General features: G+C 70.6%; 12 protein-coding genes. 6 read left to right on the top strand and 6 right to left on the bottom strand.

Going from position 1 to position 13161, the window contains the following annotated elements:
• Positions 1–81 precede the first annotated feature (81 nt).
• Positions 82–591, top strand: coding sequence for a DUF664 domain-containing protein (locus M2266_RS30975; protein WP_277441594.1), 510 nt, complete (start codon positions 82–84; stop codon positions 589–591).
• Between the two features lie 130 nt (positions 592–721).
• Here the strand turns inward: M2266_RS30975 and M2266_RS30970 are convergent, their stop codons facing one another.
• The 4 genes from M2266_RS30970 to M2266_RS30955 form a co-directional block, all read right to left on the bottom strand.
• Positions 722–1624 (bottom strand): hypothetical protein, encoded by a 903-nt coding sequence (locus M2266_RS30970; protein WP_277441593.1) that lies wholly within the window; start codon positions 1622–1624, stop codon positions 722–724.
• Between the two features lie 25 nt (positions 1625–1649).
• A complete protein-coding gene (locus M2266_RS30965; RefSeq protein ID WP_277441592.1) occupies positions 1650–2210 on the bottom strand; it encodes a GNAT family N-acetyltransferase in 561 nt (186 codons plus the stop codon).
• A gap of 27 nt (positions 2211–2237) precedes the next feature.
• Positions 2238–3074, bottom strand: coding sequence for a DUF4097 family beta strand repeat-containing protein (locus M2266_RS30960; protein WP_277441591.1), 837 nt, complete (start codon positions 3072–3074; stop codon positions 2238–2240).
• A 121-nt stretch (positions 3075–3195) separates the two neighbouring features.
• Positions 3196–3732 carry a hypothetical protein gene (locus tag M2266_RS30955; protein WP_277441590.1) on the bottom strand — a complete coding sequence of 179 codons (537 nt, stop codon included), beginning with the start codon at positions 3730–3732 and terminating at the stop codon, positions 3196–3198.
• 291 nt (positions 3733–4023) lie between these two features.
• On the opposite strand from M2266_RS30955, the gene kdpF reads away from it, so the two are divergent.
• Genes kdpF through M2266_RS30935 form a run of 4 tightly spaced genes read left to right on the top strand, consistent with a single transcriptional unit; the run spans position 4024 to position 8582 of the window.
• Positions 4024–4113 carry a K(+)-transporting ATPase subunit F gene (kdpF, locus tag M2266_RS30950; RefSeq protein ID WP_078075662.1) on the top strand — a complete coding sequence of 30 codons (90 nt, stop codon included), beginning with the start codon at positions 4024–4026 and terminating at the stop codon, positions 4111–4113.
• 8 nt (positions 4114–4121) lie between these two features.
• Positions 4122–5786, top strand: coding sequence for a potassium-transporting ATPase subunit KdpA (gene kdpA / locus M2266_RS30945; RefSeq protein WP_277441589.1), 1665 nt, complete (start codon positions 4122–4124; stop codon positions 5784–5786).
• Entirely contained in the window at positions 5783–7912 is a 2130-nt protein-coding gene (gene kdpB / locus M2266_RS30940; protein WP_277441588.1) for a potassium-transporting ATPase subunit KdpB, read from the top strand. The genes kdpA and kdpB overlap by 4 nt, the downstream gene beginning before the upstream one ends.
• Before the next feature lie 4 nt (positions 7913–7916).
• Complete coding sequence (locus M2266_RS30935) at positions 7917–8582, top strand: potassium-transporting ATPase subunit C (RefSeq protein WP_277441587.1); 666 nt, start codon at positions 7917–7919, stop codon at positions 8580–8582.
• Positions 8583–8641: 59 nt separating this feature from the next.
• Here the strand turns inward: M2266_RS30935 and M2266_RS30930 are convergent, their stop codons facing one another.
• Positions 8642–9508, bottom strand: coding sequence for a DNA-formamidopyrimidine glycosylase family protein (locus M2266_RS30930; protein WP_277441586.1), 867 nt, complete (start codon positions 9506–9508; stop codon positions 8642–8644).
• A 139-nt stretch (positions 9509–9647) separates the two neighbouring features.
• A complete protein-coding gene (locus M2266_RS30925; RefSeq protein WP_277441585.1) occupies positions 9648–10469 on the bottom strand; it encodes a serine protease in 822 nt (273 codons plus the stop codon).
• 340 nt (positions 10470–10809) lie between these two features.
• On the opposite strand from M2266_RS30925, the gene M2266_RS30920 reads away from it, so the two are divergent.
• Positions 10810–13029 (top strand): NADP-dependent isocitrate dehydrogenase, encoded by a 2220-nt coding sequence (locus M2266_RS30920; RefSeq protein WP_277441584.1) that lies wholly within the window; start codon positions 10810–10812, stop codon positions 13027–13029.
• Positions 13030–13161: the final 132 nt, after the last annotated feature.

The following is a 13161-nucleotide window of genomic DNA, read 5'->3' as shown; positions in this document are numbered from 1 at the left end:
GGCGTGCACAATCGGAGTGTTCGGTACGTTCGATCTTCGCCCGGAACCGGCGGTGCGCCGGCCATGTCTGAGGAGTCACGGATGAACAGCGCGGAGCTACTGGCCGATGCCTTCGGCCGAATCCAGGAAACCGTCCACGGCGCCGTCGAAGGACTCACCGCGGACGAACTGGCCGCGCGGCTGGACGCGGAGGCCAACTCGATCGCCTGGCTGGTGTGGCACCTGACGCGCATTCAGGACGACCACGTCGCCGATCTGGCGGGCACCGAGCAGGTCTGGATCGCGCAGGGCTGGGCCGACCGCTTCCAGCTGCCCTTCTCCGCCAGTGCCACCGGCTATGGGCACAAGGGCGACGACGTGGCCGCCGTCCGCGTGGACTCCCCGGAGCTGCTCCTGGACTACTACGACGCCGTGCACGCGCACACCGTCGCGTATGTGCGCGGGCTCAGTGAGGCCGACCTCGACCGCGTCGTCGACGAGAACTGGACTCCGGCGGTGACGCAGGGGGTACGCCTGGTGAGCGTCGTCTCCGACGACCTGCAGCACGCCGGCCAGGCCGCCTTCATCGGCGGGGTGCTGCGGCGTCGTTGAGTACCGCGCCATCGTGGTTGGCACAAAATAACAAGCCCTGTGGGCCGGCGGCTGCCCGCAACGAACAGCAGGAAGACGCAGCGGGGGAGCCGGGCCCCGGTGATCCTGTTCCGGCCGTGTTCCTGCCGCACTACACCTGTGCGGCGAGGTGCTGCTCCTCGGCGGCCCGGCGCAGCTGTTCCATCTTCGGGGGCAGCAGGCGTCGCAGTTCGTCGTACCGGGAGCGGCCGGCGCGGTAGGAGGTGACCAGGCCGTTCTCCTCCAGCGGCATCCCGGTCGGCCGCAGCGTGGCCCGGCCGTCGTCGTCCAGGATGCCGGCGTGGTTCATGCGGAGGCTGACCCACAGGCGGGTGGTGCCGTGCGCGCGGCTCATCAGGTCGGCGCGCAGCGGCAACCACCGGTCGAGAGCGGCTCGGCTGAGATCCGACAGCGGTAGCCACTCGCGCTCGGGGGCGGCGGTGGTGCCGTGCTGCGGTTGCCGTCGGATGTGGATGCCGGTGTGGCCGTCGGTCAGGTGCGTGACGCGCTGCACGGCCAGTTCGCCGGAACGTGACCGGGTGTCGAGGAGCAGGGCGAGTACGGCGGTGAGCCGGATGCGGCCGGGGGAGAGGTGGCCCGCGAGGTCCTGGTCGAGCTGCCGCCGCAACGCGGTGAGCCGGCCGGCCTCGGGGGTCGGTCGCAGTACGGGGGCGCCGCCGCCGAGCGGCAGGCGGGGCAGTCCGGCTGCCGTGCGGGCGAGGTTCAGACAGTCGTAGCGGGCCTGGTTGGTCGGTGCGGAGGTCGGCGGGCGGCGTCCGCCGACGAGTCGGTGGCGCAGGGTGCCGGACTCGGCCAGGCGCAGGTAGGCGGTGAGGCTCCCGGTCTCCAGCAACCGTCGCACGTTGCGCCGGGCCGCCACCGGCAGCGCGTCCCGCGCCAGCGCTGCCGCGAGTTCCCGGCGCACCATGCCGAGCTGCCGTCGGCGGGCTTCCCCGATGTCGGGCAGCGAGGCGAGGAGCGTGTCGAGCGCGGCGAGTGAGGGGTAGTCGGGCACCCGCTGATTGTCGCGCACGGGTGTGTCACGGCGCCGGCGCGTCGTGTTGGAGCCATAGGTAGGGGACCGGCTGGAGGGCGTTCCAGCTCTCGGCCAGGCGGGCGTCGACCGGGGTGAAGCCGGTGGTCAGGTAGCACCTCAGCGCGCGGTCGTTGCCGGGGTGCACCCGCAGGAAGACCGCGGAGTGGCCCGTCAGCAGTGCTTGGGCGAGCAGCTCGCGGACCAGAGTCCGTCCGTGTCCTTTCCCGCGGGCGTCGGGGGCGACGATGATCCGGGCGAGCTCGATCTCCTGCTCCTCGTCGTCGACCCACAATTCCCCGTAGCCGATGGGTTGTTCGCGGTCGAAGAGCAGGTGGGCGCGGACGTCGTCGCCGTGCTGCCAGGCCGCGACGGTCCGCGCGGACAGGGGGAACTCGCGCAGGCCGCACCACATCGACACTTCTGTGGGGGTCAGCGGCCAGGCGGCGACGGCGGCCGCGTGCGCTGGGTCGAAGGGCAGAAGATCCATGGTCTCCGCCGGGTCGGGGAGCGGATCGCCGTCCGCGTCCGCGCTGTCGAGTATGCGTCCGGCCGGCGCTCTGGGCACAGACCGGGGAGGTGGGTATCGGCCGTTTCAGGAGCGGCGGATCACGATGTCGCCGACGCCGGTGCGGGCGCGTACCTCGACCGTCGCGTCGGCGTCGCCGGGGCCTTCGGAGGGCCCGAGGGAGTTGCGTACCGTGCCGAAGCGGGTGTTCACGTCGAGCCAGGCGGCGGTGGCTTGGCGGATGCCGACTTCCAGGTCGCCCGCGGCGGCCTGGAGTGCGACCTGGCCGCGCGTCACCTCGCCGATCCGGATGGCGCCCCTGGCGGATTTGGCGTCGATCGAGGCGTGCGCGACGTCGACGGTGATGCGGCCGTTGGAGGAGTTGACGCGCAGGTCGCCGGTGACTTCGCCGACGGCGGTCTCACCGTTGCCGTTCTCGACCGTCACCGCGCCGGTGACCTGGCCGATGTCGACCCTGCCGGCTCCGACGACGTCGGCGTCCCCGGTGGCGCGGTCCAGGCGGATGTCGCCGCGGCCGGTGCGCAGGTTGACCGTTGCCGCCTCGTCGATCCGGATGTCGCCGAACGAGGTCTTGAGCCGGCAGTTCCCGACCCGGCCCTCGACGGTGAGGTCGGCCATGGGCGTGACGCCCTGCAGGTGCGAGCCGGCCGGCAGTTCGATGATGACGTCGATCGATCCGCTGCCGCCGAACAGGGAGCGTTTCCTGCCCCCCTTGACCAGCAACGTGTCACCGGTGCAGACGACGTGGGTCTGCTGCGCCGCTCGTACGTCGAGTTCGGTGGCGCCGTCGCTCGGGAGGATCTCGACGACGGTGGTGGTGCGCGGGCTCGCGATGATCCGCGCGGTTCCGATGTCGAATTCCAGGGTGACGGTGATCGGTTCCGGGGTGTCGAATTCAGGCATGGCGGTCCCGTCCTCATGACGTCGGCGGGTCTGTCCCGCCGGTCGGGGGCCTCCCAGCGGCGGCTGCGGAGGGTGAAGGAGAAGCGGTGATCTGCTGGTTCCCGGCTTGACGGAGCTGCCGTCAGCGGACCCAGCCGGTGTAGCCCTGGGAGCCGCGATGGCGGTTGCGGCCGGTGGGGCGGCCGGGCTCGCCGGGTTCCAGGGCGATGGCGACGGCCCGTACGAGCCAGGCGTTGACGGAGAGGCTCTCGCGTCCGGCGGCGTCCTCCACCCGGTTCTTGAGGTGGGCGGGGAGGCGGAAGTTGATGCGTGCGGTGCCGCCCTCGTCGCCGTCCGCGGGGGCGGGTGGTGCGGGCGGCTCGCTGTCCGCCGGGCTCTCGGGCTCCTCGGCTTCCTGGTACGCCTCGTCGTGGGTCGGGGCCGGGGTGAGCACGAACTCGGGGTCGAGTCCGCGTAGCCGTACGTCGACGGAGCCCGGCGCCAGTTCGCGGGTGACCTCGTCCATGGCGGCGGACAGCGCGTTGAGCAGGGTGAGCCGGGCGGCCGACTCCAGCGGTGCGGTGAGCCGCTCGGCCAGGGCGCGGGCTTCGTCTCCGCCGGCCTCGGCGGCGACCGCGAGCTCGTGCCGGAGGTGGTCTACATACGGCGTGAGGTCCATAACGCCATCATGGCACAGGAGTGGCGCCATGGGGAGCCATTGTGGCGCCACAATGTGCCACATCCGCTTCTCCGCAGCTCGGACCGGGTGCGTATGGGATACGTCAAAAGCCTGCCGGTGGCCGTATGGGACGCGTCAACGAACGGTGCGCGGGCTCGTCGGGGCGCTTTGCTCGAGGAGTCAGATGTCCCGACTCTTCTAGGAGTACACGATGGCCGACCTGGCCTTCGTCGTCACCACGATCGCGGTGTTCGCGCTGGTGGCTCTCATCGCCAAGGGGGTGGCAAAGCTGTGACCGCCGAGAACATCGTCGGCCTCGTCGTGGCCGTCGCCCTCCTGGGCTACCTCGTCCTCGCCCTCCTGTACCCGGAGAGGTTCTGAGTTCCGATATGAGCCCCGTCCTCGCCGGTGTGCTCCAGCTACTCGCGCTGAGCGCCGCGCTGGCCCTGGCATACCGACCCCTCGGCGACTTCATGGCCGGCGTCTACTCCTGTGACAAGCACCTGCGCGTCGAGAAGTGGATCTACCGGGCCATTGGCGCCGACCCGTCCACCGAGATGCGCTGGCCCGCTTACCTGCGCGGAGTCCTCGCCTTCTCCGCGGCGGGCGTCCTCTTCCTGTACCTGTTGCAGCGGATCCAGGGCGCTCTGCCCGGTTCGCTCGGCTTCTCCTCGATCGACCCGGACCAGGCGTTCAACACCGCCGCGTCCTTCGTGGCGAACACCAACTGGCAGTCCTACTACGGCGAGCAGGCCATGGGCCACGTCGTGCAGACCGGCGGCCTGGCGGTGCAGAACTTCGTCTCGGCGGCCGTGGGCCTGGCCGTGGCGGTGGCCCTGGTGCGCGGTTTCGCCCGCTCGCGCACCGGTGAGCTGGGCAACTTCTGGTCCGACCTGGTGCGCGGCACCGTACGGATCCTGCTCCCGATCGCGGTGATCGGCGCGATCGTGCTGGTCGCCTGTGGGGCGATCCAGAACTTCTCGGGTATCCACGGTGTCGGCCAGTTCTCGGGCGGGGCGCAGCAGTGGAACGGCGGGGCGGTGGCTTCCCAGGAGGCCATCAAGGAGCTGGGCACCAACGGTGGCGGTTACTTCAACGCCAACTCGGCGCACCCCTTCGAGAACCCGAACGGCGTTTCGAACCTCTTCGAGGTCTTCCTGATCCTCGTCATCCCCTTCGCGCTCACCCGCACCTTCGGCACGATGGTCGGCAGCGTCCGGCAGGGGTACGCGATCCTCGGCACGATGGTGTCGATCTGGATCGGCTTCACCGCGTTGATGATGTGGACCGAGTTCCACCACGGCGGCCCGGCCTTCGACCTCGCGGGCGGGGCGATGGAGGGCAAGGAGACCCGCTTCGGTGTCGCCGGGTCGTCGATCTTCGCGGTGGCGACCACCCTGACGTCGACCGGCGCGGTGAACTCCTTCCACTCCTCGTTCACCGGCTTCGGCGGCGGCCTGACGATGCTGGGCATGCAGCTCGGTGAGATCGCGCCCGGCGGCGTCGGCTCGGGACTGTACGGCATGCTGATCATGGCCGTCATCGCGGTGTTCCTCGCGGGGCTGATGGTGGGGCGCACCCCCGAGTACCTGGGCAAGAAGATCGGCACCCGCGAGATCAAGTTCGCGGCCTGCTACATCCTCATCACCCCGGCACTGGCGCTGGGGTTCACCGCCGCGGCCATGGCGCTGCCGACCCCGGGCCACTCGATGACCAACTCCGGGGCGCACGGCTTCTCCGAGATCCTGTACGCCTACACCTCGGGCGCCAACAACAACGGCTCGGCCTTCGCCGGGCTCAACGCCGACACCCAGTGGTTCAACAGCACGATCGGGCTGGCGATGCTGCTCGGGCGTTTCCTGCCGATGGTGTTCGTGCTGGCACTGGCCGGCTCGCTGGCCGAGCAGAAAGCGGTCCCGGTCACCGCGGGCACCCTGGGTACCCACAAGCCGCTGTTCGCCGGGCTGCTCGTCGGCACGATCGTCATCGTCGCCGGTCTGACCTACTTCCCGGCGCTGGCGCTGGGGCCGCTCGCCGAGGGGCTGGCGTCATGACCACTCGCTGGAAGCAAGAGGACCCGATGTCCACGCTCACTGCCAACCGCGCTCCGCACCAGGACGTGCCCACAGGCCACGAGGGCGACGGGGCCCGCGTCGGCGGGGGCCTGTTCGACCCCCGGCAGCTGCTCCGGTCCCTTCCGGACGCGGTGCGCAAACTCGATCCGCGGGTGATGGTCACGTCGCCGGTGATGTTCGTGGTCGAGGTCGGCTCCGTGCTGAGCACGGGTTTCGCGTTGACCGCTCCGGGCGACTGGTTCGGCTGGGCCGTCGCGGGCTGGCTCTGGCTCACCACGCTCTTCGCCAACCTGGCGGAGGCGGTGGCGGAGGGCCGCGGCAAGGCGCAGGCCGACACCCTGCGCAGGGCCAAGACCGACACCGTCGCGCGGCGGTTGACCGCCGGCCGCGAGGAGTGCGTGCCCGGGGCCGAACTGCGCGTCGGTGACCTGGTGGTCTGCGAGGCCGGTGAGGTCATCCCCGGCGACGGGGACGTCGTCGAGGGGGTCGCGAGCGTCGACGAGTCGGCCATCACCGGCGAGTCGGCCCCGGTTATCAGGGAGTCGGGTGGTGACCGTTGCGCGGTGACGGGTGGGACGAAGGTGCTCTCCGACCGCGTCGTCATCAAGATCACGACGAAACCCGGTGAGACGTTCATCGACCGGATGATCGCCCTGGTCGAGGGCGCCGCACGCCAGCGGACGCCGAACGAGATCGCGCTGAACATCCTGCTCGCCTCGCTCACCGTCGTCTTCCTGTTGGCCGTCGTCACGCTCCAGCCGTTCGCGGTCTACGCCGGTCAGCGGCAGTCGATGATCGTGTTGGTCGCGCTGCTGGTCTGTCTCATACCGACGACCATCGGGGCGCTGCTGTCGGCCATCGGCATCGCGGGCATGGACCGGTTGGTGCAGCGCAATGTGCTGGCGATGTCGGGGCGGGCCGTCGAGGCGGCCGGTGACGTCTCCACCCTGCTGCTCGACAAGACCGGCACCATCACCCTGGGCAACCGCCGGGCGGTGCGGTTCACACCCGTCCAGGGCACCTCGGAGGCCGAGCTGGCGGACGCGGCGCAGCTGTCCTCACTGTCCGACGAGACGCCGGAGGGGCGTTCCATCGTCGTCCTGGCGAAGGAGGGGTACGGGCTGCGCGAGCGGCGGCAGGGCGAGCTCCAGGGCGCCGCGTGGGTCGCGTTCACCGCCCAGACCCGGATGTCGGGGGTGGACGTGGACGGCCGCAAAGTCCGCAAGGGCGCGGCCGGTTCGGTCATCGCCTGGGTCACCGGGCGCGGCGGCGTCGTCGCCCCGGACGCCCGCACGCTCACCGACACGATCTCGCAGGCCGGCGGCACACCGCTGCTGGTGGCCGTCGAGGACGCCTCGGGTGCCCGGGTGCTGGGGGCGGTCCACCTCAAGGACGTCGTCAAGGAGGGCATGCGGGAGCGGTTCGACGAGCTGCGCCGGATGGGCATCAGAACCATCATGATCACGGGTGACAACCCGCTGACGGCCCAGGCGATCGCCGAGGAGGCGGGCGTCGACGACTTCCTCGCGGAGGCCACTCCCGAGGAGAAGATGGCGCTGATCAAGCGGGAGCAGGCGGGCGGCAAACTCGTCGCGATGACCGGTGACGGCACCAACGACGCCCCCGCCCTGGCGCAGGCGGACGTGGGCGTGGCGATGAACACGGGCACCTCGGCCGCCAAGGAGGCCGGGAACATGGTGGACCTGGACTCCGACCCCACCAAGCTGATCGAGATCGTGGAGATCGGCAAGCAGCTGCTGATCACGCGGGGCGCGCTGACGACGTTCTCCATCGCCAACGACGTCGCGAAGTACTTCGCGATCATCCCCGCCATGTTCACGGCCGCGTACCCGGGCCTGGACAAGCTCAACATCATGGGACTGCACAGCCCGCACTCCGCGATCCTGTCCGCCGTCGTCTTCAACGCGCTGATCATCATCGCGCTGGTGCCGCTGGCCCTGCGGGGTGTGCGGTACCGCCCGATGGGCGCGGATCGGATGCTCCGCCGCAACCTGGCCGTCTACGGACTGGGCGGCCTGATCGCCCCGTTCCTCGGCATCAAGATCATTGACCTGCTCCTCTCCTGCATCCCTGGCATCGGGTGACGTCATGAACAACTCTCTTGGAAACACCGTGCGGTTGTTCGGGGCCGGGGTGCGCGCGCTGCTCGTCCTGACCCTGGTCTGCGGGGTGCTCTACCCGCTCCTGATCACCGGCGTGGCGCAGGCCCTGTTCCGCGGCAAGGCCAACGGTTCGGAGATCACCTCCGGCGGCAAGGTCGTCGGCTCCAGCCTCATCGGGCAGACCTACCACCTGCCGTTGGCCAACGGCGAGCAGACTCCCGCACCTGATCTGCGGTGGTTCCAGCCGCGGCCGTCCAACGGGCTGGGCACCAACTCCGTCAACACCCGGTACTCGCTCATCCTGTCCGGGGCCACCAACCGCTCCGGCGACAACGCGGATCTGATCAAGTGGGTGACGGAGGCGAAGGCCGCCGTCGTCAAGGACAACTCCACGGCGGACTTCACGGTCAGGCCCTCGGACGTGCCGCCCGACGCGGTCACCTCCTCCGGCTCGGGTCTGGACCCGCAGATCTCGCCCGCGTACGCCAGGCTCCAGGTTCACCGGGTCGCCGCGCGCAACCACCTCGACACCGGGCAGGTCGAGAAGCTGGTGCGGGAGAACACCGACGGCCGGATCCTGGGCTTCATCGGTGAGCCCGGGGTGAACGTGCTGCGGCTCAACATCGCCCTCAAGGCGCTGTCGGCGCGCTGATGGCGTCACGGCGGGTGCGGCCGGCGCCGTCGAGGGTGACGGCGCCGGCCGGCGGGGGCCTATTTCAGCAGCCGGGACATCCGCCGGTCGGCCAGGGGCTTGCCACCGGTCTGGCAGGTGGGGCAGTACTGCAGGGCGGAGTCGCTGAAGGACACTTCGCGGATGGTGTCGCCGCAGACCGGGCAGGCCTCGCCCGTGCGCCCGTGGACCCGCAGGCCGCTCTTCTTCTCGGCCTTGAGATTGCGCAGGTCGAGCCCGTCGGACCGCTTGATGGCGTCGGAGAGGGTGGAGCCGATCGCCGCGTAGAGGCGGCCCACCTCGTCCTCGGAGAGGTTGGCCGCCGGTTTGAACGGGGACATCCTGGCGGTGTGCAGGATCTCGTCGGAGTAGGCGTTGCCGATGCCCGCGATCGTGCCCTGGTCGCGCAGGAGGCCCTTGATCTGGCGGCGGTCGCCCTCCAGCAGTCGGGTGAAGGCCTCGGGGGTGAAGGCCGCAGAGAGCGGGTCGGGCCCGAGTCGGGCGATGCCGGGCACGTCCTGCGGATTGCGTACGACGTAGACCGCGAGGTGCTTCTTGGTGCCGGCCTCGGTGACGTCGAAGCCGGCGCCGTCGGGTTCGGTGAGCCGCACCCGCAGCGCGAGCGGGCCCTTGCCGGGGCGCGGCGGCGCCTCCGGCAGGGCGTCGGTCCAGCGCACCCAGCCGGCGCGGGCGAGGTGGATGACCAGGTGCAGGTCCCCGGCCCGGAGGTCGAGGAACTTCCCGTGCCGGGTCACGCCGTCGAAGCCGCGGCCCTCGAGCGCGCCCGGCGGCGGGTCGTAGGTCTTGAGCGCGTTGACGGCCAGCGGATACACCCGCGCGACGGTCCGGCCGACGAGGTGGTCGGCCAGGTAGTGGGTGAGGGACTCGACCTCCGGCAGTTCGGGCATGTTCCCAGTCTGCCCCGGCGTGGTCCGATCGGTCGGTTGCGGCAGGGCCCGCGGGCTCCGCCGGCCGTGTGAGGGCGACCCGGGCGCCGCCCGCGCGGGGTGTCGCGCGGGCGGCGGGGCCACCCGTGGGGGGCTTCGGTCAGAGGCCGGCGGCGGCGCTCTGGATGGCGGAGGCGAAGGTGCTCACCTCGGTGTAGACGCCGGGGTAGCCGGGGCGTGCGCAGCCCTCGCCCCAGCTGACGATGCCGACCTGGATCCACTGGTTGTTGTTGTCCTTGCGGAACATCGGACCGCCGGAGTCGCCCTGGCAGGTGTCGACGCCGCCCTGGGGGAGTCCGGCGCAGATCTCCTCGCCGGGTATCAGGTCGCCGCCGTAGGAGCTGCTGCAGGACGCGTCGCTGACGAAGGGCACCTTGGCCTTGTACAGGTAGCGCTGCTGGCCGCCGCCCTCGCTCCTGGCGCCCCAGCCGGTGATGTCGAAGGTGCCGGAGTTGTACGCGGTGGTGCCGGCGATGGGCAGGGTCGGGAGGTTGACGGGCTTGGCGAGTTTGATCAGCGCCCAGTCCTTCCCGCTGCCGTTGTAGCCCGGTGCCTGCAGCACCCGGGTGGACTTGACCTTGATGGCGCCGGCGCTCTGGAGGTCGACGACGCCGGCCGTCGCGGTGATGGAGGTGTTCGCGCCGCTGCCGTTCACGCAGTGTGCGGCGGTCAGGACGATCTGCTGGGTGTACAGCGCGCCGCCGCAGCCCATGGAGAGCCGGACCATCCAGGGGAACTCGCCCTGCGCGGCGCGGGTGCCGCCGACGACGGACGGCCCGGGACGCGGGGTGGGAGTGGCCGCGTGGGCGTCGAGGGGCTGGAGGCTGAAGACGGCGAGGGTGATCGCGCCGAGGGCCGCGTACTTTTTGAGTGGCCGCAGGCCCAGGGGCCCGTGGCTGAGCGGCTTCAGGAAGTTCTTCAACGGTCTTCCTCTCGTATGGGGGGAAGGCACGCAACGACAGGTCCATGACAACTCAAACGCCGGAAGACACCGCCGGGACTTCCGGTTCGGATGACGGATGCCGCAAGAGTGCCGGTGTGAGTGTCCCGGGGGAGCGATCCCTGCGGCAAGTGAGCCTTTTCGGCCAACCATGGCCCCGCTCCCGGGCCGCGCCGGGACCCGCCCGTCGGCGACAACGGGACCCGTCCGCCGAAGGCGCCGGGGCCGGTGTGCCGCGGCCCGAGCCGGGGGTCGGTTTCGGGCATCGGCGGTCACGAGATATCTTGATGTCGAGACGTTGTCCACGTGAAGCGGAGTACTGGTGACTGACTCGACCATCATCTATACGCACACTGACGAGGCCCCGGCCTTGGCGACGTATTCGCTCCTGCCGGTGATCCAGGCCTATGCCTCGACCGCGGGCGTCCGCGTGGAGACCCGCGACATCTCGCTCAGCGGCCGCATCATCGCCAGCTTCCCGGAGCGTCTCGCGGAGGGTCAGCGCGTCGACGACGCGCTCGCCGAGCTCGGTCGGCTCGCCAAGACCCCCGAAGCCAACATCGTCAAGCTGCCGAACATCTCGGCCTCGATCCCGCAGCTCAAGGCGGCCATCGCAGAGCTGCAGAAGATCGGCTACGCGCTGCCGGACTACCCGGACGACCCGAAGACCGACGAGGACCGGGACGTGCGCGCCCGCTACGACAAGGTCAAGGGCAGCGCCGTGAACCCGGTGCTGCGTGAGGGCAACTCCGACCGCCGGGCGCCCGCGTCCGTCAAGAACTACGCCAAGGCGCACCCGCACCGCATGGGTGCCTGGACGGCCGAGTCGAAGACGAACGTCGCGCACATGACGGCCGACGACTTCCGTTCCACCGAGAAGTCCGTGGTCGTCGCCGAGGACGGCACGCTGCGCATCGAGCTGGTGGGCGACGACGGCAGCACCACGGTGCTGCGCGAGTCGGTACCGGTGCTCGCCGGCGAGGTCGTGGACGCGTCCGTCATGCGGGTCGCGGCGCTGCGTGAGTTCTTCACCGCGCAGGTCGCCCGGGCCAAGGCCGAGGGCGTGCTGTTCTCGGTGCACCTGAAGGCCACGATGATGAAGGTCTCCGACCCGATCATCTTCGGCCACGTCGTGCGGGCCTTCTTCCCCAAGACGTTCGCCGAGCACGGCCAGGCGCTCGCCGCGGCCGGCCTGAGCCCGAACGACGGGCTCGGCGGCATCCTCAAGGGCCTGGAGTCGCTGCCCGAGGGAGCGACGATCAAGGCGTCCTTCGAGGCCGAGCTGGCCGAGGGCCCCGAGCTGGCCATGGTCGACTCCGACCGCGGCATCACCAACCTGCACGTCCCCAGCGACGTGATCGTCGACGCGTCGATGCCGGCCATGATCCGCACGTCGGGCCACATGTGGGGCCCGGACGGTTCGGAGGCCGACACCCTGGCCGTCATCCCCGACAGCAGCTACGCCGGCATCTACCAGGTCGTCATCGACGACTGCCGCGCGCACGGCGCCTTCGACCCGGCGACCATGGGCTCGGTCCCGAACGTCGGCCTGATGGCGCAGGCGGCCGAGGAGTACGGCAGCCACGACAAGACCTTCGAGATCCCGGCCACCGGCACCGTCCGGGTGGTCGACGCCGCGGGCAACGCGGTGCTGGAGCAGCCGGTCGGCGCGGGCGATGTGTTCCGCATGTGCCAGACCAAGGACGTGCCGATCCGCGACTGGGTCAAGCTCGCCGTCAACCGGGCCCGTGCCACCGGCAACCCGACCGTGTTCTGGCTCGACGAGAGCCGCGCCCACGACGCCAACCTGATCGCGAAGGTCACGGCGTACCTGCCCGAGCACGACACCGACGGGCTGCAGATCGAGATCCTGGCCCCGGAGCAGGCGATCGCGTTCTCCCTGGAGCGCATCCGCCGCGGCGAGGACACCATCTCGGTCACCGGCAACGTGCTGCGCGACTACCTGACGGACCTCTTCCCGATCCTGGAGCTCGGCACGAGCGCCAAGATGCTCTCCGTCGTCCCGCTGATCAACGGCGGCGGGCTGTTCGAGACGGGCGCCGGCGGCTCCGCCCCCAAGCACGTCCAGCAGCTGCTCAAGGAGAACTACCTGCGGTGGGACAGCCTGGGTGAGTTCCTCGCCCTCGCGGTCAGCTTCGAGCACCTCGCGCAGAGCACGGGCAACGCGCGCGCCCAGATCCTGGCCGACACCCTCGACCGGGCGACCGGCACGTTCCTCAACGAGGACAAGTCGCCCAGCCGCAAGCTCGGTGGCATCGACAACCGCGGCAGCCACTTCTACCTGGCGCTGTACTGGGCGCAGGAGCTGGCTCGGCAGACCGAGGACGCACAGCTGGCCGACGCGTTCGCCGCGCTGGCCACGACGCTGGCCGAGCAGGAGCGGACCATCGTCGACGAGCTGATCGCCGTCCAGGGCTCGCCGACCGACATCGGCAGCTACTACCGTCCCGACGACGCCAAGGCCTCGGCCGTGATGCGCCCGTCGAAGACGTTCAACGACGCCATCGCGTCGCTCGGCTGACCACAGTCGCGGTGCCGTCGGGCAAGGCCCGTCGACCTGGGAGAACATCCCAGGTCGGCGGGCCTTCGCGTTTCCCGGGGTCTGGGCGGTCCCCGGCGGCGGTAGCGCGCCGCCCCGGTCCCGAAGGCGAAT

Source organism: Streptomyces sp. SPB162, assembly GCF_029504575.1.
Lineage (GTDB): Bacteria > Actinomycetota > Actinomycetes > Streptomycetales > Streptomycetaceae > Actinacidiphila.
The sequence above is the reverse complement of the archived record's forward strand: the minus strand, read 5'-3'. Positions and strand labels throughout refer to the sequence as shown.